Below are 24,994 nucleotides of genomic sequence, written 5' to 3'. Positions count from 1 at the left end.
TTTCAGCGCACATATAGTCCCAATGTTCGCAAGCGAGGCAGGTGGCCCTCGTTGCCTTTTCTGCCTTGGACGCTACTCTCAGTAGCTCATTGACGCTAGGAGCAATGGCCTTGGTTGAGGAACAGGGGTCGTTTTTGGGCTTGGCAGACCGGTCAGGTTATGGGAAGGGCCCTTAATGCGCACAACTGCTAGGTTTCTCCTCGGTGCGGAACTGCGCTACTTCGCTGCAGCCATGTGTGAGGGCATCTCCGGGGATCTGTCGTTCCGGCTGTCTGAAATGAACGTCACTCGCGGGTCGAAGGCGATGGCCCCTGGTTCAACAGCTACAAGGACCCCGTCGACGGGGATCGTGGCGGCGTTGATGTACGACGCCTGATCCGACAGCAACCAGGCGATGAGGGCTGCGACCGCGGACGAGGAGCTGGGGCGCCGGCTGGGGACGAAGGCCGATACCAGCTCAGAGGCGTCTTCGCGGCTAACCCCGAGCTCGAAACCGAACTCGCTCATTTCCATGTCTGCCGTCTCGGTCCGGGTCCAACCCGGGCATACAGATTTTGCCCGGATGCCGTCCGGCCCGTAGTCCACCTCGACGGACTGAATCAGCATCGCAAGCGCTGCCTTGGTCGCGTTGTAGCCGGCGATGCCTGTGGCCCCGCAGTGCAGCCGCGGAGGCGACGCCTACAATGGCTCCTCTCGTAGCCAGGAGGTGCGGTAGCGCGGCGCGGATCAGATAGAACGGCCCTGTCAGGTTCGTGCTGAGCATGGAGTCCCAGTCCTCATCGTTGAGGTCTCCGGCCGCACCCGGGCGGACGATTCCGGCATTGAGGACTAAACCGTTGAGGTTCCCGAACCGATCGATGGTCTCGGCGACCAGTCGTTTCAGGTCGGCATGTGATCCCGTGCTGCGGGCTACCTCGTTCAGGACATCTGGGCGTCGGCCGCAGATGACAACTTCCCATCCTCGTTCTCTATGCGTTGCAGCTGTGGCGGCGCCAATTCCGGTGCCTCCGCCGCTGACGATAGCGACTGAATTCATGTGTAATCCTCACGTGAGGCAGCTGCGCGTGAACCACGGACAGCTTGCCCGGGGCTATGTCTGGTTCTGATGGGGGATTGTCGGGAAGCGTGATGGCCGTAGCGATCAGCCTGGACCGATAATGTTTGCCAGGTCATTGCCCGAGGAAAACTGTTTCCCCTTCGAACACAGTCCGCAGCACTTGGGTGCCGCCTATTTCATCGACCGGTACCCCGCGTTCGTGAAGGCGGCCAAGGAGATGCACGAGGCCAAGCTCCCGGCAGAGGGTGGGTTCAAAGGTTCCGAGCGGATGTCAGTGGAACAGCGCTACGAACGTGCGGAGAAGGAACTCTTTGCCCCCTTGAAGGTGTTGGCCGCGAGATCGAGCACCACGTCACCGGTAACGACTGCAGCCGTGTGAAGGACCAAAGCCTCAAAGGGGGCGTCGGCCGCCGATTACGGCTCGGCCGAACACCACGAGAAGTTTGCTGAGTTCCAGGCAAACACCGGAGCGAATGAAGTCCAGATACGCGGTCGCCTTGCCGCAGCTCGGAGCGAGGGACCTCACCCCAGCGCGGCAGTGAAATGCATCTGAGTGTGCACGGCGATGGAAACACCCACACCGGCCATGATCACGACCTGAAGCGGATTGCGGACAGTAGACCGGACCCGGCGGTAGAGGCTTCCGGCTGTCGATCCCTTTGGCGTGCTGGCGATGCGATGGTGTCGTTCGTCCGGTCGACGGTGGGGTCAGGCATGTTCATGGACTCCTCTACGCGTTCGGCAATTGTCATTTCGTCGGCCTCGTGACTGCGTGATGAGGCGATCATGCGGCTACGAGGTACCACCAGGATTCGAAAGCAAAATTCGACCGACTGCCCTGCCGTGCCCGTATCAGAACCGAACGACCGCGCGACCTTTGATGGCGCCGGAGGCGAGCCGAGTGATCCCTTCGGCGATTTCGTCCAGGGCAAACTCTTCGACGGGAATGCTCAGCTCGCCTGCTGCGATCCTAGGTAGCAGTTCCTCAGCGATTGCATGAGCGCGGTCCTCACGGTTCAAGAGGTTCACAGGCAACACGGCCACATTGGAGAAGAGCCAAGACGGCAGGTCAATCGTGAGCGCAGTGCCAGCCGTGTATCCAAGGCAGGCGGCACGTCCACCGGAGCGAACCCATTTAAGGCGATCGCCGAGTCCCTTTCCACCGACGGTGTCGACCAGCAGGTCGGCCGGCCGGGCGGCAGCGAGCTCCAGGACTGCATTTTCGTCGTCCAGGGCGATCCCTCGCACACCCGGGGGAAGCAGGTCAAGGCGGGAAGCGCGCGAGACGACCGCGACAACCTCAGCGCCCGCAGCCTGGGCAAGTTGAACGGCCAAAGTTCCGATCGCGCCAGATGCCCCGGTCACTATCACGCTTTGTCCTGCCCGCAGGCGGCCGATGTCGAACAATGCGACGTATGCGGTGGTTAAGGGAACAAAGAAGGTCGAGGCAATGGCGGGGTCAAGCGTGGTAGTGAGTGGGACTAGCAATTCGTCGGGCACTGAGGCGCACTCACGCCACGTTCCGTCCTGGGTGAAACCGAGACATCCCTCCCGGAAGATGATCTGGGTGCCGGGCTCGAAGACGGCGGACTCGACGACGGTGCCGCTGCCCTCGACTCCCGGGACATAAGGAAGCGGCGGATTTACTGTGAATAGACCGGACGCGATTGTCAGGTCCAGGTGGCTGACAGTCGCAGCCTCGATGCGGACTAGCGTCTCCCCGGACGCGCGGACGGGCTCGTCAATCTCTTCGATCACGGGGACGCCACCCCAGTCGTGAATTCGGGCAGCGCGCATGGGGCAGGCATCCTTTCAAGAATACGTTTTATTGAGCCGGGCAATAGACCGATCATGGCGACCCTGTCAGGGACGGTGGCATTTCAGATTGGCTGGCAGAGCCGGTAATTTCAGCTATATGGTCCGTTGAGCGGACTGTCAGAGGCGAATGTGCCATGGATTGGTCAGCTCACGTGTGAAGTCGCATTCATGCGTGATCCTTATGGAAAGGCAGGGTTATCCAACTGCCATTGCCGTGCGGGCCGGCCGGTCTGAGCACGATGGACACAGCATTTCAAGGCGCTCAGGGCCCTGCTCGATGGGGCCGGGGATGAAGAAGGAGCAGGTCGACGGTTTGTCCTTGGCGTCCTTCACCTTGGCTCCTGACAACCCTACCGGCGTCGCCCAGCACAGGGGCTGTCTCTCCGATGAATCGACGGCTTATCGCTTGGGGGGCGCCTCCGGCGTCGTAGGACTGCGGCAGTAGGCCCGAACCGTCCAAACGGGAGACGCGAACGTGGTTGCGTGCGTAGCCGCGGACATTAACGGCCTGGCTCTTTCCGGGACCTTGTTACCTCCTTCAGCCGCTTCGCCCAGGACGGCGCATACCCGTACGGAGGAGCAGGGCCGAACGCAAGCTTCGCCCTCCTGACCGATCACTACGTGCGAGCCTCTAGGGCCACCGCACAGGACTTCGGAAAGCTGACCGTGTCCCAGCGCGAAAATCAGAAGAGCTACGACAGCTCAGGCGATTCATGGGTCAGCCCTTTGGGTGGGGCGATACTCCGGCCGGCGACCAGCTCCGGCATTTCCCGCGGGGAGGAAAGCCGAGTCGGACTGGTGATGGGCGCAGAGACACCTACAGCACCAGGTGAGTGGGCTCCGCCCTCCCGCACGTCAGAATCACCAACACGAGAATCATCGAGGGGAAGACGGAGTCAAGGGCCGAAATACGCATGTCGCCGATGGTGCCTGCAGGCCAACGAGGGGGCTCCTAACCACGGGTCCAGAACGCCAGCCACGCGGGGCCCTCTGGTTCTGGCTGGCGGGGGCGAACGAAGTTGACTCGGCTTTGATGAGGACCCAGCACGGAGCGGATCCCGTGGCCGAGCAATGGAGCTTCTCGGAATCCAAACGGTATGTGGCACCCAGAAGAAGACAACTGAATGGAGTAACCATGAATGGGGAGGCGGCCCTAAACCTCTTAAGTTAAGCACTGCCAACCGGGTATCAGAAAAACCCAGAGCCTGAAACACTTCCTAGGCAGAAAACCGGTTCGCTGGGCGAAACGGATCATTGTCGCGGCCGGCACCGCCGCCGATACTGACCCCACATCCCGCAATATAAGGAGACCCATGTCCCAGACCGCCCTCCGATATGGTTACGCTGACACTCCACTCGGACAATTGCACTACGCAGAGGCCGGCGAAGGCGATCCGATCATACTGCTTCATCAGACCCCAAGATCGCTTGACGAGTTTGCTGAAGTCCAGCCACTGCTGGCGGCGCACCGTCGAACTATCGCAATGGACATGTACGGCTTCGGCCAGTCCTCAAAGCCGCAAGCTCCCCAGACGATCGAGCAGTTCGCCAGCGGCGTGCTAGCACTCGCAGATGCGCTTGGCATCGATAAGTTCTCGCTCCTCGGTCACCACACTGGAATGTTCGTCGCTTCCGAAGTTGCTTCTGCCGTGCCCCACCGGATTCTGGCCGCAGTCCTGTCGGCAGCGGAGTACGCGGACGCAGGCTTTCGTGAGACTGCGTCGGACCTGGACGTTGATACCGCCGAGATTCGGGAGGACGGAAGCCACCTGACTTCGCTCTGGGCCAAGCGCGCTCCTCTCTACCCGGCCGGGCGTCCCGATCTCCTCAACCGATTCATCCGCGACGCCTTGGCACCTGGGCTGGACCCGCGGGAAGGCCATCTCGCATGTGCGCGCTACCTTATGGAGGACCGAGTGCAGCAAGTTACGGCGCCGCTACTGCTGCTCGCCGCGACCGAGGACCCTTTCTCTTACCCGCACACGAATAGCATCGCCAAGGCCTACACGAACGCTAGGTCCGTTGAGGTCGTAGAGATTCAAGGCGGCATGGTCCCGCTCATGGAGCAGAAGGCTCACCAGGTAGTCGACGTTGTGGTTTCGTTCCTCCAGCGCGTGGGCGCCTGATCGTCCGTCCGCGGCGCCGGCCCTGAAGCGTGCTTACCGGAGTTACTCCGCGTCCGCTCGGGCCGGGTTCTTCCTGGCCTTGGAGCGTCTGGGCAGCATTCGGCTGGCCGCACGGGAATTGGGATTCAACCTCAATACCTGCCGTGCCTGGGCGGGACCTTCGGGCAGGAAATCGGGCCAAAAGTACCCGCAGGCCGACAAGGACAAGTGCTTTGCCCTGCTGGACTGGGTGGAGAGCGTGAGCCTCGCGGCCAGGACGCTGGGCATCAACGTCCAGACCTGCTTCCATTGGGCCTACAAGGCCGGCGCCGTCACCCGCAGGCCCCGCACAAATCCTGCGGCCAGACGGTCCGCCACCCAGGAGCAGAAGGACGAGTTCTTCGCCGCCCTGGCCCGCGTGGGCAGCGTCAGCGCGGCCGCCAGGGAGCTCGGTCTGACGAGATCGCAGTATGTGAGCTGGGCCCGTCACGCCGGAAAGGGGTCCGCGCATACAGGAGTGCGCGGACGCGCCGAATTCCTGCGGTTGCGCGAAGCGGGGGAGTCTGTTTGATTCGAGCAGGGGCAGTTAGCCCCGGGTCAGTTCAGGTTCGGTCAACTGACCAGGGATGAGGGGCACTGCTCGCGGAGATTGGCGTTGGTGCCATCATCATGATGGTCGCAGCTGCTGCTTCACCTTTGTACTAGGGCCTCTGATGGCGCTCAATATTTGTCGCGGGCGCTTACTTGACGTCGGAGGGGTGTTTCGCGAGTGGGACCACTGAGATGTCCATGTACGGGAACAGTGGCAGGTTCTGCAGGATCTCATGGAGTTCGTCGTTCGATTCGACGTCGAAGATCGAGTAGTTGGCGTATTCGCCCACTACCCGCCAGATTTCCGGCCACTTGCCGGAGTGCTGCAGCTGCTGCGAGTAGGCCTTCTCCGTGGCTTTGATCTCCGCGGCTTCGTGGGCCGGCAGGCCGGCGGGCAGGTTGACGTCCATATGGACCAGGTATTTCATGGGAGTCCTTCGGTAATGGGTTTGCTATCGGTCGGTGCGGTAAAGGGCAAGCTTGTCTTCGTCAACGTCGGTACCCACGCCGGGGCCCTCAGGGACATGGATACGTCCGGCGGTGATGGCCAGCGGCTCAGCCAGCAGGTCGTCCGCCATGTCCAGGTAGTTGGATAGTTCCGCTGCGCGTTTGGCCGTGTGGGCGAACGCGGCGCCGAAGGTCACCGAGGCGGCTGTTCCGACCTGGGTGTCGATCTGGTTGCCTATGTAAACATCGATGCCCATGCCCTCGGCCATCCCGACGATCTTGGCCGCCTCCGTGAAGCCTGACCGCGCCGTCTTCACCGCCAGGAGGTTGGCGCCGCCGGTGAGGATTTCCCGGGCGGCCTCACCGAGGTTGGCGGCAGATTCGTCGGCGGCGATGGGGACGGGGGAGTTGGACACGAGGCGGCGACGGCCCAGGACCTCGCGGGCGTCGTCGGGCTCCTCAAGGAACTGCAGGCCCAAATCCGCCGTGCGGCGGAGGACCTCGGCTGCTTCGTTGGCAGACCAGCCGCGGTTGGCGTCCATGTAGAGCTCGGCATCCTCGCCCAGGCCCTCCCGCAGTACCCGGGCGGCCTCGACGTCGAGGTGGAGGGGGCGGCGGCCGGTCTTGAGCTTGAACGTGTTGATGCCGTACGTGTCGCGGAACTCCAGGGCCAATGCCAGCAATTCCTGCGCGGGCTTGAAGCCGAGCATGTGGGACACGCGCAGCGAATCGGTAAAACCTCCCAGCAGTTTTGTGACCGGCTGACCGAGGGTCTTGCCGATGACGTCCCAGAGGGCGATGTCCACAGCCCCCTTGGCGGTCTGGTTGTGCACCGTCCGGTAAAGGATTGCCTGGACCTTTTCGCGGTCAAAAATATCGACGCCGATCAGCTGCGGAGCAAAGATGTCTTCCACCACCGCAACGATCGACTTCTGCGTCTCGCCGTAGGTGTAGGGGCGCGGCGGAGTGTCAGCCATGCCCACCACACCGTCATCCGTGCGAAGCCTGATGAGAACGTGGTCAGCCTCGTTCACGGAACCGGAAGCGAAATGCAGGGGATGAAGGTAAGGGATCGAGTACGGAATCGCCTCTATGGCTGCAATCTTCATGCGGAGGTAAGCCTTTCATCAGGGGGAAGCGGCGCAGTGCCGGGAACTGGGGCAGGTGCCGCGGCTTCTGCGGTTGCGGTCACCACGACCTCCAGGAAGTTGTGCAGCAGCGCAGAGTGATCCCCGCGCATCCAGGCGACACCGAGCTCCACCACGGGGACATTTTCAATCTCCCGGTAGTAGGCCGCGCCTTCAAGCTGAAAGGCCTGAACGCTGGAGGGCTTGACCGCCACGCTGCCCCCCCTGCGGCTACGAACGCAAGCATGGTGGAGGGCTCGCCAACCACCTGCTTGATGCGTGCCGGAAGCCCGCCTTGGGGCACAGGTCTGCGGGGTGCGGTGGAGCACGAATCGGGCCCGTACGCAATGAAGTCCTGGTCCTGCAGTTCATGCATCGCCACGGGCGATCCACAGCCAGGGCACTGAAGGAGGGAAGCGTAACGACGTGCCAGTTGGTCTCCGCACCGGGCCTGAATCCACTGACGCCTGAATTCCTCTCATTGGACGTCGTGGCGGAGGATGACGCCACGTCTGTTTGATTAGAGCAGGCGTAACTAGCGCCGGATCAGTTCAGGTTCGGTCAACGGACCAGGATGAGGGGCACCGCTCGCGGAGTTTAGCCACTCGTTCAAAGTCCGCTTCTTACGAATCCAGACCGCAGCAGTGGCAGCGACGAGCAACTCAACAGCGATAACGATTAGAAAGGAGCCATGGTCGAGGCCTCCACGAATGGGATCGTCAGCAGATGTCACCGTATTGTGGTGATGCACATTACCTGAACCGGCCGGTGGAAAGATCAATATGAGATGGGCGATCACCATGATTTGGGCCATGCCCATTATCATGCGAACAGTTACTACCTGACTACCGCGTAGAAGCAGCGTCACGAGACACGATATGCAGGCCACCGCCATGCAGGCCATTATCAGAGCCCCGATCAGGCCATGGAAGCCCATCACGGCCATTTGAATGTGCAGAGCGCTGGAGAATCCGACTCCTGTCATGATGAGCACTAGCAGCGGATCCCGAATCACAGAATGGACGCCGTGGCGCAAAATTCGCGCAAGCGTCATTTTGGGAACGTCTGGCAGTGTGACTGCGCTTGTCCTGCCATTGACAGTGGTTTCGGGCGAGTTCATGGACCCCCATACAGGTGTGATTCGACCGCCCCGCGCTAACAGAGATGCATTCCCCCGAAGTAGATGGTCCCCACGGTTCGAGGATCTACGAGAAAATATCTCTATGGGGGCTCGGGCAATTGGGATCGCGGTGACGCTTACAGCGGATGTTCTTCAGTTTGACTGGAATGGCGGTCGATCAGGGCGCCCGGGTCCACTCACCGGACCCCCGGGACGGAACGTGCAAGGTACGTCCCGTCAGGTGTTAAATTTGGCATTCATACGAGATCCTTTTGGAGAGCTTGTCTTGCCGCGGGCTTGTCGTTAGCCGTTCGGAGGTGTTTCGGCGAGGGTCGCAGAATTTTCAGGAAGGAACCTAATGAACACCGCTTCCGGATCGGTCGCAGCAGAGTCCACGCCGACAGCCATAGTAGAGGCCGAGGAGGGGTCCACGCCGCCTCGAATTCGTCTCCTCAATGCTGTCATCAAAATTGCCAGTAGCTACGGGTTAGACAAGGTGACGTATCGATCGGTGGCCAGCGAAGCAGGCCTATCTCATGGGCTCGTGAGATTCTATTTTGGCTCAAAGGAGGGAATGGTGTCACAAGCCCTCGAACACGCGGCCCGGCTGGACGTCGCTGAGAGCCGGATTGTGGCCGAAAGCATCGATTCGTTCAGCTCAGAATTCGTGAGGACAGTCAGTAGCGAACAGTCCCGTGGACTTCTTCAGTACGACTTCCTGCTTCGTGCGGTCCGCGGAGGAGTTCCAGCCAAGGATGTGGTGGCGCTTTACGATTTCTATATCGAACAGGTATCCGAGACCCTGCGCAACGTCCAGATCCAGGATGAGGATGGCTCTTTTGCCGCTTTGATTCTGGCTGCTGTGGATGGATTGGTGCTTCAACACTCGATATATGGTTCGGCCGAAAGGACCGAGAACATTCTTGAGCGTCTCCGCGACGTGCTCCGGATGCTCCAGGAGCGGGGGGTCCGCTGATCTCCTTATAGTCCGGATTTGCCAGTTCAGTCACCGGACCGGAGCCGTGAATCTACTCGGATTGCGTGCCATTGTCGTCTCAGACCATTTGATGGAGAGGAAAGACTATGTACGCTACTCAGTTGCTTATCGGCGACCAATGGGTTGATTCGTCGGACGGTGGGACGAACGAGACCTTTAACCCGGCCAATGGAGAGCTGATCGGATTCTTCGCAGAGGCCACGACCGCTGATGTTGACGCCGCGGTGGCCGCCGCGAGGGCCGGCTTTGAATCGGATGCCTGGCAGTCAATGTCGCCGGATGCCAAGGGCAGATTGCTGTGGAGGATCGCCGATCTGATCGATCGGAATGCCGTGGAATTGGCGGCACTCGAGACTCTTGATCAGGGGCAGCCGACCACAGTCAGCACAGCCATTTCCGTTCCGCTGGCCGCGCAGGTGTTCCGCTACTATGCCGGTTACGCGACAAAACTTGAGGGCAAACTTTCGCCGGTTTCGATCCCCCGTCAACTGACATATCAGCGTCGAACCCCACTTGGTGTTTGTGGTCTTATCACCCCATGGAATTTTCCGCTCGACATCGCTGCCTGGAAACTCGCCCCGGCTCTGGCGACGGGGAACGCCGTCATTTTGAAACCCGCTGAGCAGACGCCCCTATCTACGGTCCGGCTCGTGGAGATATGTCGCGAGGCCGGAGTTCCGAATGGTGTCGTAAATCTGATCACCGGTGGTCCACAAGTAGGTAAGGCACTTGTCGGCCATCGCGGCGTGGACTGTATCTCTTTTACTGGATCCACGGCTGTCGGCCAGGAAATTGCGCGAACGTCGGCAACGGACCTCAAGCGCATAGGTCTTGAACTCGGCGGCAAAGCCCCCAGTATTATCTGCGCAGATGCAGATATCGATGCAGCCGTCCAGGGCAATCTAAAGGGTGCACTGTTCAACACCGGGCAAGCTTGCGGCGCATTCACACGTTTCTTTGTACCTCGTTCAAAAGTTGACGAATTCACATCGAAGATATCCGCTGCGGCCGACGCGCTGAAGATCGGCCACGGCTATGATCCGGAAACCATTCTGGGTCCGCTCGTCTCAGAGGAGCATTTGAATCGCGTTGCTTCGTACGTGGCCAGTGGCAAGGAACAAGGAGCTCAACTTGTCTCAGGTGGTGAGCGAGTTGGTGGTGAACTTCAGAACGGCTACTTCTTCCGGCCGACAGTTTTCACAGAGGTTACGGACAAAATGAAGATTGCTCGCGAGGAAATTTTCGGTCCCGTGCTGTCGATCATGCCCTACGACGACATCGATGAGGCCATCACTCGAGCCAACAGCACCGACTACGGACTTGTGGCGGCAATATGGACAAAGGATCTTGTTACCGCGCATTCGCTTCCTCAGCGCATCAAGGCGGGCACGGTATTTGTCAACCAACTGCCACTAATCGACCCTGGCGCTCCTTGGGGGGGAGTGGGCCTTAGCGGACTGGGCCGTGAACTCGGCTCTTATTCGATCGACGAGTTCACTGAACCCCAGTCCGTCTTTATCAATCTTGACTAGCAGCAGGAAATTCGCGCAACAAAACCCATGCCGGGTCTCAGTTCGCTGCCAGGCAGAACCTAGCGAGGCTGACCGTGGGGACCCTGCATTGCTGATCGGACCGAAGCCCAGAGAGCATCACAGAACCACTTTCTGGCATACGCCGTAGCTCGTTTGCGGCTGGCAGCTGCTTGTCGGCCGCCTCCCCACAGCGATTAACGTTCCCAACTCTTCTCAGGGTCGAAGGGCACACCATGCCGTATGGCGTGGGGCACCTGCACGGGAACTAGCTTTACCTCTTCTAACGGCCTTCTACTCAACATTTGAACTGCAAGAACCATAGGAGTATTGATGACCACCTCAACTTCAGACAGGGCAGGCGGGTTCGCCAGCCTGGTCGCCGACGATCGCGTCGCGGCGCAGCTTTACACCGATCCGGAGATCTTCGGCTGGGAAATGGAGAAGATTTTCTACAGCACCTGGGTCTGGGTCGCTCATGAGAGCGAAATCCCGGAAGCCGGCAGCTTCAAGATGAGCCATATCGGCCTACAGCCGGTCATCGTGAACAGGGATCGCAAAGGCAACTTCAACGTGCTCCTCAACCGTTGCCGCCACCGCGGCGCCAGCGTGTGCGAGGTCCCGAAAGGCAAAGCCAACGGCTTCACTTGTCCCTACCACTCCTGGTCCTACTCGCTTGAAGGCAACCTTCGGGGCATCCCGTACCCGGACGGATACGAAGGCGTTGCGGAAAAGAAGGATCTGCCCCTGCAGAGGCTGAGGGTCGAAAGCTACAACGGTCTGATCTTCGCTACCTTCAAATCCGACATCGAGCCGCTGAGTGACTTCCTCGGCGACGCAAAAACCTGGATTGACCGCTTCCTGAAGCAAGGTGCCGGATTCCCCGTCAAAGTCCAGGGCGAGCACAAATTCCGCTTCGACGGCAACTGGAAAATCCAGCTCGAAAACACCACCGACGGCTACCATTTCCCCATCGTCCACCGCTCCTGGATGGCATCCGTAGACGCCGAAACTGCAGACATGCTGTCGTTCATGACAGACGAGAAGGCCGTCACCCACGCCCTCGGCAACGGACACAGCGTCGCCGTCATGGTCCCTGAACACGTGGACCTTGAGGAAGACGACGGAACCGAAGAACTGCAGGAGCGCTTCCGCCACATCATCGATGAGCTCTCAGAGACCATGCCTCAGGACCAGGTCCGTCGCATCGTGCGGTCAATGCACGGCGCCGGATATAACTTGAACCTCTTCCCAAATTTGTCGCTGTCCATGTCGTTCTTCAGGGTGCTGCGTCCCATCTCCGTCAACGAGACGGAAATCCAGCACATGGCTCTGGGCCTCGATGGCGGACCGGAAAGTGTCAACCGCGAACGGCTGCGCATCCACGAGCACTTCCAAGGTCCGTTTGGCTTCGGCACTTCAGATGACTCCGAGGCTTGGGAGCGGGTGCAACGCGGTGCAGTGGCTAACCCTGAAATGCCGATTCTCGTCAATCGCGGTCTCGGCCGTGAGGAGACGGTCGATGAGGGATGGAAGACCTCGCACGTGACCGACGAGACCGGGATGCGGGAAGCGTACGCAATGTGGAAAAGGATGATGGGCAATGACAACTGAGACCGACGCTGACGTGACCGCCATCGACAACCGACCGAGTCCCGCAACCTACGAGCTTGGGCTCGGTAAGCTGTCCCAGCCACTGGTTGGCCGTGCGATCGAACTGATTTGGCGTGAGGGACAGCTGCTGGATGACAAGAAGTACGAAGAGTGGCAAACGCTGTACACCGAGGACGCCAAATACATCATCCCTGTGGACCCGGACTCCGAAGACTTCGAGTCATCCCTGAACATGGTCTACGACGACGCTCGAATGCGCCACATGCGCGTCACCCGCCTGGTGCAGGGCTACTCGATGTCAGCAGTCGCTGCTGCCCGCACATCACGCACGATTTCCAGGTTCACAGTTGAGGAACTGGCGGAAGACTCCGTAACGCTGCGCTCCGCACAGGTCCTTGTCGGGTTCAAGCGCGATAAGTTCCAGGTGCTTGGAGCCGACGTGACACACCGAATCCGTTTCGCGGGTGACGACGCCCGGATCGAACTGAAGGTTATCCGCTTAGTCAATTCGGACTCGGCCGTCAACGCATCCGGCTTCCTCCTTTAGAGATGGCGGCATTGCGTGCTGCATGTGAATACGCATAAGCCACCCCGGATCACCTGCTAGGCACAAGGCAGGAGCTTCATCCGGAGGGCTTAGTCGGACCCGTACAACAATAGAAAGGATCATCTCCAATGGCTATGTTCAAAGTACGCGTAGCTGAAATCCTGGAGGAGACAAGTAACATCAAGTCTTTCCGCCTCAGTCGCCTGGACGGGGCACCGTTTGATCCCTATCCGGCGGGTGCTCATATTGATATTGTCGGTCCTACTTCTATGGTGCGCCAGTACTCCCTTTGTAGTCCCCCCGACGAACTGGACGCTTATGTTGTGGCAGTGAAACTCGAACCCGAATCCCGTGGGGGTTCGGCCGCGCTCCACGCCCACGTAGAGGTGGGGCAGGAACTTGAGATCAGCGCGCCTCGCAATCTCCTGTTGATTGAGAAAGGTGCCGACAGGCACATCTTGGTGGCCGCTGGAATCGGTGTTACTCCGATGATTAGCATTGCATATCAATTGCACCGAACCGGCGAGAATTTTGAATTTCATTACTTTGCACGTTCCCGCGATGAGGCCGCATTTTGTAATCTCCTCGAGACTCGAAGCGGTTTTAGCGAAAGGGTATTCTTTCATTTTGGACGTCCTCGCGAAGAGCAGTCAGATGTGCTCGAACGAATCTTTAGCTCACTTTCGGAAGCATCGCACGTCTATACCTGCGGTCCGCAAGGCTTTATGCAAGTCGTTCTGGAAAGGGCTTCCGCGGTCATTCCACATGATAATGTTCATGTCGAATATTTTCAGGCCAGTGAGCCTCAACAAGCGGAAGATGACACCGCATTTGAAGTCGAACTCGAAAATGAGATTTATTGGGTTCCTATTGGCAAATCAATTGTTGAGACTCTTGCGGAAAACGGCATCGAGGTCGATACATCTTGTAAAGAGGGGATCTGCGGAACATGCATAATGGGCGTCGTTCGCGGTGAACCGGATCACAGGGATCAGTGCATGTCGAGCAGCGAAAAACAAGCGAATGACCAGATAGCCGCTTGTGTCTCCCGATCAAAGTCTCCCAGGCTCGCACTGGAATTTCTCTAGAGGTCCGTCGAAGCCGACAAGATATGCCACGCTTCCTTTTTATATAGACCAAGATGCGGACTCGACGAGGTCTCTTGAGATCCAGACAGAGGTCGTGATCAGAAACCAAGGTCATCGCGTATCGAAAAGGATGAAGGGCGCAAGCTCAGCCAGTGTCAAGACTGTTTCCCCACTGCATTCGGTGCGCCAGAGAGAAGATAAAACTGAGTTCGGCAACACCGGTCTCGAACGCCCGCCCCCGTCCCCATTCTAGAGCCGCTGAATAGAGGAGTAGGTATGAAGAGCACCCTACTGGAATTGTCACTTGGACTTCGATCCGGATCCACAAGTCCCAGTCAGGCTGTGGTAGAGGCACTTCGACGCGTTGAAGAAATGGAACCGGCGGTCCGCGCATGGGTAACGCTTGACATCGACGGTGCCCTTCAACAGGCGTGGGAGCTAGAGAGATCACAGTCTAGCCGGACTGCTCTGTGGGGCGTGCCTGTAGCAATCAAAGACCTAATCGATGTACGCGGACTTCCGACGGCTTGCGGAAGTCCTCTTCGGGGCAAGGAACCCGCAGTGGCCGACGCGGAATGCGTCCGACTACTCCGAAAGTCCGGGGCAATAATTATGGGCAAGACTGTAACAACTGAGTTTGGTTACTTCAAGCCAGGTCCAACGCGCAATCCTGTCAATCTCTCTCATACTCCTGGCGGGTCGTCCAGCGGATCAGCGGCAGCCGTAGCGGCCGGAATGGTGCCCTTGGCGCTAGGGACACAAACTGCCGGCTCTTTGACTCGCCCGGCCTCGTATTGCGGCGTCGCCGGCTTCGTGTCCGCCAAAGGCCAGTTTTCGACGGCCGGCGTAACTGGACTTAGTCAGTCGTTGGACTCAATTGGCCTGATCACTCAGACGGTCGATGACCTGCGCTTTACCATGGAAGCGCTTGGCGGACTCGGAGCAACTTCAGAATCCAGCAAACCACAGACTGGGCCGGTGAAAATCCTGTTTTGGAACGGAAGCGAACTCGGTAATCTCAGCAAAGAAATGCATGACGCCTTAAAGATAACTGGATCAATACTCTTCGAAAGAAAAAAGGAATTTATAGTTTCGAACTGGTCCGACCACAAAATGCTACAAGTCTTAGCCCATCAGCATCACGTCATAATGGCTTCAGAGGCCTCCCAAGAACGCGCAGACGAAATGAATCATCTCGATGACCTGAGCGCGCCGTTGGTTGAGTTGCTCCTATACGGCAGCACGTTATCAGAACTCGAATACAAAGCCGCACTGGCTAGAATAGCTGCTTACAAGGACACTGTCTTGGCGTTATTCAATCGCTTTGATGTCGTGCTAGGTCCAGCTGCCCTAGGGGCGGCACCGGCCGGCCTGGAAGCTACAGGAAGCCCGGTCCTAAGTCGACCATGGCAAGCGCTGGGCCTTCCAGTCTTGACTATTCCAGGCCTCCGTGGCGCGCATGGCATGCCGCTTGGCTTACAGCTAATTGGAGCGCCAGGACGGGAGCGCAGACTATTCGACCTTGGTGTACGCATTGAAGAACTCTTGCGCGCAGGGGGCGTGGGTCACTAATTCTCTGAGCAGAATTGTGCCACATCCTCTGGCAAAGGTCCCACTGTTTGCTTGCAAACTGGATATGCCGAGATGCTGCGGGCCGCTTGACCCCTTCGGATGTTTCAGCATAAAAAATGGAACTCATTGCTATAGTCGGCATCAACTCGGTCCTAGACTATCTTTGGCGAGAATGCAACACGCTACGAACCCCTGTGATGCTGTGTCGGAGGCCTTGACTGATGTCTGCCGAAGCCGATGTCAGAGCACGCATGACCTGGTGGTCGTCGCGGCGATTGACATTGATCGTCGCTGATATAGCGGCGGCAACTCCCAAAGAACCATCAATGAGGATCGGCACCGCATAGGACTTATACCCGTTCAGGCACTCTTCTTGTTCGACGGACCAGCCGCGCTTCCGAATGGCGTCCAACTGATCTCGCAGTTGATGGCCGCTCCCGACACTCTTATTTGTCGGGCGTCTAAAATTCCCTCGCTCCAACATTTTTATGATCACTTCAGCGTGGAGGCTCTGGGCCAGAAAGAGCTTCCCGGATGCGGTGAAACATTGCGGAAAGCGATCACTGACCGAATTGGAGATGTGAGCCTCACGTCGGCCGGCAAATCGTTCGAGATAGAGGGAGTGGTCGCCGTCCGGGACCGCCAGGTGGATTACGGCCCCGGTAAGGATATGTAGGTCGTTAAGGGCTGGGCGAGCGGCCCGCCGCAACTTGGCAGGACCAGGCACCAGCTGCCCAAGTTCAAACATCCGCCATCCTAACTGGTAGCCGCCCTCTACCCTCTCCAAGAAGTTGAGGTGGACAAGCTCCTGAGCGAGGCGATAGGCCGTTGCCTTAGGCACGCCAGACAAGCGGCTCAACTCGGTTAGTCCTAACGTCGTTCTTACCCCGTCGAAGGCTGCGAACAGGAGCTGCGCTTTACCAAGGACCGATATCGGAGGGCTCGCATCACCCGGTTCAAGATCCTCAAGCACCAGAAGGGGGCCATCGCCGAGTGCTGCCGTCATGATTCTTCCTACCGTTCATCTTGTTGTCCAAATGGATAACAGAAGCATGACGCAGTTCACTGTCACATGTCCAGCCCTAGGAGAAAATCTGTGTGGACCCCTCATGTCCGAGTACGAACCCATTACCGTGCCGAGCCCGGTTCCGGGTGAATGTGTCCATGATCCGGCGGAGTATGTCCCTGCCGATCCTGGCGGCCAGATCAGCTACGAACCAGGGGGTCAGGGCAGTGTGACCCCTGGTTTCCCGGAGGTGGCGGACACCGGTGGGTGGCGGATGTCGAAGGTTTTGGCGGCGTTGGTGACGGTATCCTCGCATGCGCGGTTCATCATGGCCCGGATGCTCCCGTCCCGGAGACGACGGGGATCTGCTCGTCGGGAGGGAGCTGGCCAGGTACATGAAACCGGCGTCGGCCGGCGGAACAGTTATGCCCCGGGCGTGGGGCTTTCGCCGGGGTCCGTGCGACCGGGTCAAACCATATGGCCCTGAGTGCAAAGGCATGGTGGAGCGGGCGAAGCAGTCCTGGGAAACCTCGTTCCTGCCTAGGCCGTGGCTTCCCGTCGGCAACGCCAGACTGGTCCGCCAGACCTGCGCCCGGCCCGCGGAGCTGATCCGCCAGGACGGGGCTGATGGAGCACATAGAAGGCCATCGGTGATGTGAACAGATTGGTAGATCCGGAGCCTGGTCTCTGATGTTATCAACGCGATCCACGTGAAGGTCCGCGGATGACAGGTTACGATCCGGCCCCTGTACATCCGCCTGGTGTCTGCTTCAAAGGCGAGCGTGATCCCGTTCAGGGAGTGTCATTCTCAGGCGGTGCTGCTCATGAGCGAGGACTTTAATGGGTAGCTTTCCGCGAACTTATTCGGCAGAGGTGCAATGAATACATTCTCGGTTCGGGTTCGAGTTATCTTCCAGGAGCCACCGATATTTCGGAAACTGTTACTGAGTCGACTGGAGCGCAGAAGCGCCCGCCCGTCGCTGAATAACCATGGTTGCAGGTGGATCCATTGTCCTTCTGCCTCATCCCCAGCCACACGGATTTGCTCTGACGTCAAATAGTGCGCGTTCAAAACGAGTGAGGGATCGTGCTTTTCGCCCCAAAAGCGATCGAAGTGAGCTCGAATCGCATACTTACCAACAGCCCGCCCGAACTGGTTGTCGTAGTATTCCCCCACACCCTCCCAAACAGCTTCATCGGTGTACAAATCCAGTATGCGATCGATGCGTTGCTCGTCGTTTTCGACGCCAGGCTCCGGGCACGGCGTGTCACAGAGGAACATGTACCGTGCTTGAAGTCTTCGAATTTCAGCTTCAGCTTCCAGTACTTCGAGGCGCCTGACCAATGCAGCTAGGGTTGTGTCGCTCACGCAGAGTTCCCTTCGTTACGAAGACCTGTCCGTTCAGAACAGATCTGTTTGGCCAAGTTACGGACGATGCTTTGGACGTAGGCAATTGCGGTCCGGTCAACGGACTACACGACTCCAAGGGTCACTAAATTCGCATAATGTCAGCGCAATGGAAGATCCAAGCCGGGCACTCCCTGACCGCTTAGTTTCGCCTCATGTATGCCAGCGCGTGAAGCTTACGGCAATCGTGAACATTCACTTTCTTGGTGAAGTCCTTAGTTAGCGGTCGCTAAGAATGACCACGTGGGCGTCCCAGATAGGAGTCATATTAATACCACTCAAATTCGTGACGAAGGGCGACCGGACGCACCCCGTTGCTGCTGTTGATCTCGACACATATGCGCCCGACCTGCCGCACAAGAGGTGATTTCGCGAGTGGAAGCTTCTTACCAAGTCTTTGAATCGGGCTGGTGGACGTTTCGATAGAAAGTGCGTCAGCAGTGACCAAACCAATTGTCGCGTTAATGTAATTCTGTCTACGGAGTCGAAGGCAGCTGTTTTGGCGTTAGGCGAATAAATTCCAAAAAAGCCTAGACAAACGATTTGAAAAGAGAACTCCATGCCTTATCCAAAGAATAATGACCGTATGTTCCTGACGTGCTACATGGACACGTTTGGCTATGGCTGGCACCACGTCGACCTATTTGTTCATGACGAGAATGATTTAGAGGTCAACTGGGTGCACTGGCAGGTGGACCAGGACGGGCCCGAGGCCGCAGACGCGGTCACAGCACGAGTGGAACCGCGACTGCGACGCACAAGTGAGTGGAAGCACGGCCGAAGCGAGAACGGATTGGAGTACTGGACCGCTGAAGCGGACTGGGCTTAAACGTCTCTGGCGTGGAAGAGAGCGCTAAGCAGCAGCCCTCGTAATTGCACCCATCGGCAATCACCGGACCGGAATACTGAACCACCCTACAACCACCGTCTCACCGATGAGACGAACAATGAAAGGACCAACAGTGTCTGTAAAAACCACTGCTACTGCTGCCTCTTCGGGAGCCAACGCCACCGAGAAATTTCGGGCGAACAAGGCTTCCGGCGTACAGACAAGCAGCCAACGGGTAAACCACCTGGCCTCGCGGGCAATTAAGGCCCTCGTCGACACCGTCGCCGAGGAAAAGGTGACCTATGACGAGTATAACGCTCTGAAGGCCTGGCTGATCCGGGTGGGAGAAGATGGCGAATGGCCACTCTTCCTAGATGTCTGGCTTGAGCACGCTGTTGAGGAAGTTGCCAACGCGGACCGGGATGGAAGCAAGGGCACCATCGAAGGACCCTATTATGTACCTGGTTCACCGGTCCTTCAGTCCCCCGCGACCTTGCCGCAGCGTGATGGTGAAGCTGGAACCCCGTTGTTGTTCAGGGGCCGAGTCACAAGTGTTAATGGAAATGCACTCGCCGGAGCGCATGTAGAAATCTGGCACGCTGATGATGCCGGCTTCTACTCCCAGTTCGCGCCCGGCATTCCCGAATGGAACCTCCGAGGTACAGTGGTGGCCGACGAGGAGGGCATCTTCCAGATCAACACACTCCAGCCCGCACCGTATCAAATCCCCACTGACGGCGCCTGCGGCCAGCTCATCTCGGCTGCAGGATGGCACGCCTGGCGTCCGGCCCACCTGCACATCAAGGTCAGCGGCCCCGGGCACCAGCTCATCACCACACAGCTCTACTTTACTGCCGACGAACACTTGTCCGACGACATCGCGTCAGCGGTCAAGCCTGAACTGATCCTGGATCCTGAGCCCGCGACGGATGGCAACGGCCGGGAAGTTTCCTATAATTTCGTGCTGGACCCTGCATAGACGGACTCGACAATCCTTGGCATAATCCCGCGCCAATAGCACGGGGTTATGCCAAGGATTTCGTAACGCCAGAAAAAGCCGGCTCTTTATGATGAGTAGTTGGTGATCTTGGTCCGTTCCCGCAGAAAGGAAGAAATACCATGCCAACCTTTGACCACCAGGAACATAGAGTGAGGCAGGGCAACTGGGCGGCAATACAGCCCGGAGACTGGGTGGTCCTCTACGGATCCAAGCCCGAGATGCACGCAACGGTGGAGGACCGGACCGCGGACGGCTCTGTGATCTGGATTCGAGACGAACTCAACGAGCGTCGGTTGATCCACATCGACGACTACAGCGAAGTCTGCTTCGTCGAAAATGTGACGCTACAGCCAACAGTCCAAAAAGCCTAATTTTCGCCCCACCCGCACCGAACGGTCATCCCTGCAAATCCGGCGATCAATGATGAAATTCAATTCCTAGCCGTTGCAGAAGTCACCGTGACCGGACGTGGAGAAGAAATCTCTTCTCGACTACCGGCGTGCTGACGCAATCGCATTCCTGCTCCATTCGTACGCCATGGCAGCCAAATTCGCGTACGTCCCGTGGCACGCAACTCACGAGGTCTTGAGGCTAAGCGCTCCCACCCAAGTTAACGCTTTCCTTCTCGGATGCTCAAGGCGAAGAAGGCCCCGATGTCCCAGGAAGTCGATATCTGGCTCAACTTGGATAATTCATTGCGCGAGCGGGTCATTGCTGCGCTTATTGAAAATTTCCATTTCGGGTTGGGCTTTCAGCCCAGGGCTGGCGCTCCTCACAGCTCCTGTTCCCGTCCACACCGTCCGCCGAGAAGGGCCCCGGTCCTCCGTGTCGACCCCGAAGGAGTACGTGGTCATTGAGGCTTTGAAGACGCGGAATGAAGATCAGCATGGCCGATTGGGCTTGACCGCAAGACGATCCGCGCCTGGCTGGCAGGAAGCGTTTACCGCTCTCATACCAGCCCATTCTCGACCACGATCTTGCGGTTACCCCGGAGAGGGCGGATGGCCACAGACCAGCCACAACCGACGCCCAAGGCCTGTGGCGGACCCGCCCGAGGGGTCCAGTATTGAGGAGCGGTGGGTGTCAGTGGCTGCGTTCGCAGCAGGCCCCGGGACACCCGCGACCGCCAGGACCGGTTGGCATGAGCGCCGTGGCGGTGGTAGCCGCCGCCGAGACCCGCACCGCCCTATGCCAGACGCTGGCGTAAAAACGAGGCAAGTCCGACCTGGTGCCACCGGAATTGGCCGCTGCCATCTGCCGGTTCCTTGGCGTTGATCCCGTCAATCAGATGGGATATCGGCGCTGCTCACTGAAGCCAGCGTTCCGGGCCGCAACCCCACGGCGGAGAGGACGACCGGGGTCCTGTAAGCGGTTCGGCTGGAGCTGAAGGCCGCGTGCCCCTAGCCGCCTTTGTAGTTGCCGGCGTCCCGGTCGGACCGCGTGGTCGAAGGTGTCACGTCGAGGTCGGATTTTGGAGGATCCTGAACAGTCACGGACGGCGCCCTGTTGCGGTTCCAGCTGGCGTTCCCCGCTCTAATACGCGGCTCGCGGGTGAGGGTTTCGATGCCGCAGGGTAACAGTTTCAGGGAAAAGCCGGCCCAGCCGCTTCTCGCACGGCTGTCCGAAGTCGACGGCGTTCATGATGAAGGCCAGGATCTACAACCCCACCTGGGCGATGAGCAGCTGGCTGGTCAAAAAGACTAGACCGACGGATAACGTAGCCTAGATTGTTGCATCATCAAAAGGGCGCTCCTTCGCTCCGCAGAATGTAGGTCTCGACGACCAACCCTCTACAGCTCGGAGCACCCTTTCTATGGATAAACAAGCACCATCAAGAGTCGCGCCGTAACAGCCCACCCCCTGATAGTTCCCTCGGAATGCGATTACAAACCGGGCCTACCCGGTTTTGATTTAATGCCCACAAGTGCAGGCATCAGGCGGACAGTGCTCGCAAACGCCTGTTACGCACTGGTCCTTAACCGTCCCGGGGACATCTAGTGCAGGACTCTTGTCGAAAAAGTTGTTGGGCAACAACATGAAACTTGCCACCTCAGTCGGCATGACTGGCCAGTCTTCCGAGCGCGGGATGTGCGTGACGCCGACGGTATGCCAAAGCACAACGTCTGTGTTCTCGACCGAGCGGTTCGCGGCCGTCCAGGTTGGAAGACCGGCACCAGAACGGTCAGCATTGGGATGGTCGCCTGCTGAGTGCATCTCGTCCGGCGAGTAGGGGGTTACCCAGAGATTTTTGGTGGCAAAGCCTGCCCGTTTGATCATGAGCGACGGCTCCTGCGCGATGAGCGTGTCCGACGCCCAACCAGGGATGAGCTTGTAGCCGACTGGGACACCCCATTTATTTTTCTTGTTGGGGTTGACCACCGTCCAAGTGCGGGCGGTCTGTGGGTTCGTGAGGCCATCGCCGTCTTGCTCTCGACTAAGGAGGGTTTTGGTGACACGGATAGCATTCCCGTGAGGGTTGCTCGGTCCGAGCGGCTCGCTGTCGACGTCGTTTTGGTAGACAGAGTTTTCCCATCCGTCCAGCTCCATGTCGAGTCTGAAGTTGAACAGATGCTGGTGCCACGTCGCAGCAAGATTTTCGGCAATAGGACTTGTGCCCGGCGGCAACTGTCCATTCTCGTAAGCTACGGTTTGCACAATGCCCATGAGCTTGGTATCGACTTCGATATGGCCGTCCTGGAAGAAGTTCCAGTAGAAGCCGTAATGATAGTTGCCGATGGTGGCGATGAAACTTACGACGAGCTTGCGGGAGCGTCGAACGTCTACCTTACCGGTTGCCCAGTCGGAGTGTTTCCAAAGGATTCCGGCGTCTTCTTCATGAATACAGATGGCCTTTTTGATGACTTTTGGGTTGCCATCGTCATCGGCCATAACAACGTCGAGGTAAGTGATGTCGCCCAGGCAGTCACATCCGACAACGAGGGAGTTGGCTAGCTTGCCCATACCGTATTCACCGGCATCGAACGCGCTGCGGAAGTAGTGTGCCGTCTCCGGGGAGCCATAAGGAACCAGCATCTCGGCGAGCGAGGCTCGATGCATCACCGACCGGTAGTCGTGGCCGTCTTTGTACTCTATTCCCGAGAGCACCAGACCGTCGATGGGGTGCATATTAATACGGAAGCGCCACTTCTGCCACTGCATCTGAGGGCCATTGAGGATAAAACTCGGGCCTTGGGGCTGGCTGATTTCCAACGGCTTGAGATCTTCACGCATCGGCTGGTTATGCTCTGCCGTGTAGTTATTACAGGTCGTCGGGATTGGCTTAACACCCGAGTCCTCTATTGCGTAAACCTCCCGCTTGACGGTGTCAACGACAGCTATGATCCCATCGATGAGGTGGGCGTAGGGGTTGTCCTCCTCGAAGTGACGGAAATAGCTCACGCATGCCCATAGGCGCCGCCCTGTGAGATCGATGTCTTCCCGGTTACCGGTACCGAGCGGATCGAGCTGTACCAGGGAGAGGTCAGTGATGCCGCGCTTGGCTAGGGCTGCGATGTAGGCGGGATCTGCCTTTACAACGTCGTTAGCGGTCTCAGCCTCCTCAGCCAGCATCGGTGCGCCGCCATCTGTGAGCTGGGTCGAGGAGACAACTTCCTCGGAGTCAAGGTCAAGCAGAACTTCGAAGGTTGCTGCCGATGTACGATCCAAAATGAAAGCGCGTGCTTGACGAGCGACCGGTTCCCCGGCGCGCAGCTTCGCTTTGTCCGGTTCATGGGTGAACACAGAGCCGAAGCCCGGGCGTTCGCCGCCGATACCGTTCTTCCTGACGAGCAGGGCTACTTTACTGATCTCCTCGGCCGTCAGAGCGTCGAATTTGGCGTGATGCATGAGTATGCCTTTCGTGCGGGAGTCGGCGGCGGCCTTCTGCCCTGCGATAACCGCAGACAGCAGTCCGCCAAGGTCTGGGTCTTGGCCGCCGATCAGCCAAGGTTAATGAAGACGGACTTTGAATCCGTGAAATGGTGGAGAGAACATGACGTGGTCACGTAGCCTCCTTCTAGTCCGGATGGACACAGAATCTGTCATGATCGCCTAGTAGGGCAATCATGTGGTCCGGTGGCCGAACCGTCAGGGATTTGATGCGCCTGAGGAGCCACAAGGCCCGGTCGCCTTTCTCCCCCAGGGCCCCATTTGTCGTGTCCAACCTGATGAACTGGTCGAACAAGACGGGCGACCGCCACCGAAGCCGCCGAAACTGGGCCTCCCTAACCTGCAGGGACTGGTGTTTGTTTAGTAAGAGGAGCTGCGTTTTGTCCAAAGCCAGGCACTCGGCCTTATCGCCGGTCGTGAACAACGACTGCGGTGCTGAAGGGACCACACTCAACGTCTTCGCCCGTCAGCCGTACACGCCCTCGTAGTCAGTTTCAGGACGAGCATTTATGCCTTCTGGGGCATGAACTTCGGGTAGACCGCGCTCCGGTGCCCACTCGATCAACTCGGCGAACCGCCAAACCGGGCGGCCGTCATTTGCATAGCCATCAACACCGTGGTGCCGAGGATCAGCGATTTCTTCGGGGCTCTGTACCCATTGCAGCGCTCTCAAGCCTTGGTGCCAGTCCTCTGCCTACCGGCAGCAGACTGCTGCAAGTCGGTCAGTGGATTCCGGGGCCATCCGTCAGCGGGTCGGTTCCTGGACCGCCAATTGCCTCTCAATTGACTCGGGCGGGAGGAGATTCTTTGCGGCAAGGAGCGCTGCACCTGTGATTGGTTCGTCGGCGTCAGCGGCGGTGATTTGCAGTCGTCGCGTAGACGAGGGAGCGAACGGTGGCCAAGATGTCCTGGCTCACGCGAAGCATCTCACCCCCGAGCACCACGAAAGCGGGGTTTCAGTATTTCGACCATAAAGGCGGCTACGTCCGATGGCGTTCGCGGGCTCGCGAATCCGCTGCAAAGCGGGATTGCCTCCTGCCCGAAGTCGGTCCCGAAATAGGCTGGAAGCGGTGGCAGGTCGCGCTCGGGCTCCCAGTCCATGTCCAGATCCTCTAGCTCTAGCACGCTGGCGAGGGACCCAACTATACCGAAGCACCCGATTTTTCCGCACCAGCATAGACAGCTAGATGTACCAAGGGACTGCCCCGGCTTTTGTTGACTCGGGGTCTTAGGCCGCTGTGAGCGCGGTCC

The 24,994-nt window shown here is 58.6% G+C and carries 21 protein-coding genes and 1 pseudogene; 13 read left to right on the top strand and 9 right to left on the bottom strand.

The annotated features are described in order from the left end of the window. Positions 1 to 216 precede the first annotated feature (216 nt). Positions 217 to 1,036 (bottom strand): annotated as a pseudogene (locus QRN51_RS14610) (SDR family NAD(P)-dependent oxidoreductase). A gap of 121 nt (positions 1,037 to 1,157) precedes the next feature. Here QRN51_RS14610 and QRN51_RS23325 point away from each other — a divergent pair. Next, positions 1,158 to 1,436, top strand: a complete 279-nt coding sequence (locus tag QRN51_RS23325; RefSeq protein ID WP_350224987.1) for a hypothetical protein — start codon at positions 1,158 to 1,160, stop codon at positions 1,434 to 1,436. Between the two features lie 473 nt (positions 1,437 to 1,909). Here the strand turns inward: QRN51_RS23325 and QRN51_RS14600 are convergent, their stop codons facing one another. After that, positions 1,910 to 2,854, bottom strand: coding sequence for a quinone oxidoreductase family protein (locus QRN51_RS14600; RefSeq protein WP_284990572.1), 945 nt, complete (start codon positions 2,852 to 2,854; stop codon positions 1,910 to 1,912). A 310-nt stretch (positions 2,855 to 3,164) separates the two neighbouring features. On the opposite strand from QRN51_RS14600, the gene QRN51_RS14595 reads away from it, so the two are divergent. The 3 genes from QRN51_RS14595 (at position 3,165) to QRN51_RS14585 (ending at position 5,551) form a co-directional block, all read left to right on the top strand. Beyond that, positions 3,165 to 3,320, top strand: coding sequence for a hypothetical protein (locus QRN51_RS14595; protein WP_284990570.1), 156 nt, complete (start codon positions 3,165 to 3,167; stop codon positions 3,318 to 3,320). An 868-nt stretch (positions 3,321 to 4,188) separates the two neighbouring features. After that, positions 4,189 to 5,001 carry an alpha/beta fold hydrolase gene (locus QRN51_RS14590; RefSeq protein WP_284990568.1) on the top strand — a complete coding sequence of 271 codons (813 nt, stop codon included), beginning with the start codon at positions 4,189 to 4,191 and terminating at the stop codon, positions 4,999 to 5,001. Next, on the top strand, positions 4,967 to 5,551 hold the full coding sequence (locus QRN51_RS14585; protein WP_284990565.1) for a helix-turn-helix domain-containing protein: 585 nt from the start codon (positions 4,967 to 4,969) through the stop codon (positions 5,549 to 5,551). Before QRN51_RS14590 ends, QRN51_RS14585 begins: the two co-directional genes overlap by 35 nt. 169 nt (positions 5,552 to 5,720) lie before the next feature. Here QRN51_RS14585 and catC read toward each other — a convergent pair whose 3' ends face one another. From catC to QRN51_RS14565, 4 genes are all read right to left on the bottom strand, one after another. Continuing rightward, on the bottom strand, positions 5,721 to 5,999 hold the full coding sequence (catC, locus tag QRN51_RS14580) for a muconolactone Delta-isomerase (RefSeq protein WP_284990564.1): 279 nt from the start codon (positions 5,997 to 5,999) through the stop codon (positions 5,721 to 5,723). 24 nt (positions 6,000 to 6,023) lie between these two features. Then, positions 6,024 to 7,127 (bottom strand): mandelate racemase/muconate lactonizing enzyme family protein, encoded by a 1,104-nt coding sequence (locus QRN51_RS14575; RefSeq protein ID WP_284990563.1) that lies wholly within the window; start codon positions 7,125 to 7,127, stop codon positions 6,024 to 6,026. Then, on the bottom strand, positions 7,124 to 7,360 hold the full coding sequence (locus QRN51_RS14570) for a type 2 periplasmic-binding domain-containing protein (protein WP_284990562.1): 237 nt from the start codon (positions 7,358 to 7,360) through the stop codon (positions 7,124 to 7,126). Before QRN51_RS14570 ends, QRN51_RS14575 begins: the two co-directional genes overlap by 4 nt. A gap of 320 nt (positions 7,361 to 7,680) precedes the next feature. After that, positions 7,681 to 8,265, bottom strand: coding sequence for a hypothetical protein (locus QRN51_RS14565; RefSeq protein WP_284990561.1), 585 nt, complete (start codon positions 8,263 to 8,265; stop codon positions 7,681 to 7,683). Between the two features lie 358 nt (positions 8,266 to 8,623). On the opposite strand from QRN51_RS14565, the gene QRN51_RS14560 reads away from it, so the two are divergent. From QRN51_RS14560 to QRN51_RS14535, 6 genes are all read left to right on the top strand, one after another. Next, positions 8,624 to 9,241, top strand: a complete 618-nt coding sequence (locus QRN51_RS14560) for a TetR/AcrR family transcriptional regulator (RefSeq protein WP_284990559.1) — start codon at positions 8,624 to 8,626, stop codon at positions 9,239 to 9,241. Positions 9,242 to 9,348: 107 nt separating this feature from the next. Next, entirely contained in the window at positions 9,349 to 10,794 is a 1,446-nt protein-coding gene (locus QRN51_RS14555) for an aldehyde dehydrogenase family protein (protein WP_284990558.1), read from the top strand. A gap of 330 nt (positions 10,795 to 11,124) precedes the next feature. Beyond that, the gene (locus tag QRN51_RS14550) at positions 11,125 to 12,405 is read left to right on the top strand and encodes an aromatic ring-hydroxylating oxygenase subunit alpha (RefSeq protein WP_284990557.1); all 1,281 of its coding nucleotides are present in this window, start codon (positions 11,125 to 11,127) and stop codon (positions 12,403 to 12,405) included. After that, positions 12,395 to 12,952, top strand: a complete 558-nt coding sequence (locus QRN51_RS14545) for an aromatic-ring-hydroxylating dioxygenase subunit beta (RefSeq protein WP_284990556.1) — start codon at positions 12,395 to 12,397, stop codon at positions 12,950 to 12,952. The genes QRN51_RS14550 and QRN51_RS14545 overlap by 11 nt, the downstream gene beginning before the upstream one ends. A gap of 128 nt (positions 12,953 to 13,080) precedes the next feature. Next, entirely contained in the window at positions 13,081 to 14,040 is a 960-nt protein-coding gene (locus tag QRN51_RS14540) for a PDR/VanB family oxidoreductase (RefSeq protein ID WP_284990555.1), read from the top strand. Between the two features lie 276 nt (positions 14,041 to 14,316). Next, a complete protein-coding gene (locus QRN51_RS14535) occupies positions 14,317 to 15,612 on the top strand; it encodes an amidase (protein ID WP_284990554.1) in 1,296 nt (431 codons plus the stop codon). A 157-nt stretch (positions 15,613 to 15,769) separates the two neighbouring features. On the opposite strand, the gene QRN51_RS14530 is transcribed toward QRN51_RS14535, so the two are convergent. Both QRN51_RS14530 and QRN51_RS14525 read right to left on the bottom strand, forming a co-directional pair. Next, complete coding sequence (locus tag QRN51_RS14530; protein ID WP_284990553.1) at positions 15,770 to 16,618, bottom strand: IclR family transcriptional regulator; 849 nt, start codon at positions 16,616 to 16,618, stop codon at positions 15,770 to 15,772. A gap of 808 nt (positions 16,619 to 17,426) precedes the next feature. Next, on the bottom strand, positions 17,427 to 17,987 hold the full coding sequence (locus tag QRN51_RS14525) for a nuclear transport factor 2 family protein (protein WP_284990552.1): 561 nt from the start codon (positions 17,985 to 17,987) through the stop codon (positions 17,427 to 17,429). Positions 17,988 to 18,585: 598 nt separating this feature from the next. Between QRN51_RS14525 and QRN51_RS14520 the strand changes: the two genes are divergently transcribed. The 3 genes from QRN51_RS14520 (at position 18,586) to QRN51_RS14510 (ending at position 20,226) form a co-directional block, all read left to right on the top strand. Beyond that, complete coding sequence (locus QRN51_RS14520) at positions 18,586 to 18,855, top strand: hypothetical protein (RefSeq protein ID WP_284990551.1); 270 nt, start codon at positions 18,586 to 18,588, stop codon at positions 18,853 to 18,855. A gap of 118 nt (positions 18,856 to 18,973) precedes the next feature. Beyond that, positions 18,974 to 19,834 carry a catechol 1,2-dioxygenase gene (catA, locus tag QRN51_RS14515; protein WP_502870869.1) on the top strand — a complete coding sequence of 287 codons (861 nt, stop codon included), beginning with the start codon at positions 18,974 to 18,976 and terminating at the stop codon, positions 19,832 to 19,834. Positions 19,835 to 19,974: 140 nt separating this feature from the next. After that, positions 19,975 to 20,226 carry a hypothetical protein gene (locus tag QRN51_RS14510; RefSeq protein ID WP_284990549.1) on the top strand — a complete coding sequence of 84 codons (252 nt, stop codon included), beginning with the start codon at positions 19,975 to 19,977 and terminating at the stop codon, positions 20,224 to 20,226. Between the two features lie 1,540 nt (positions 20,227 to 21,766). Here QRN51_RS14510 and QRN51_RS14505 read toward each other — a convergent pair. Continuing rightward, positions 21,767 to 23,701, bottom strand: coding sequence for a primary-amine oxidase (locus QRN51_RS14505; protein WP_284990548.1), 1,935 nt, complete (start codon positions 23,699 to 23,701; stop codon positions 21,767 to 21,769). Between the last annotated feature and the right edge of the window lie 1,293 nt (positions 23,702 to 24,994).

The sequence above is a fragment of the Arthrobacter sp. efr-133-TYG-120 genome (assembly GCF_030209785.1).
Classification (GTDB): Bacteria; Actinomycetota; Actinomycetes; order Actinomycetales; family Micrococcaceae; genus Arthrobacter.
Note: the sequence above shows the minus strand (reverse complement) of the source record. Positions and strands in the feature narration are given on the sequence as shown.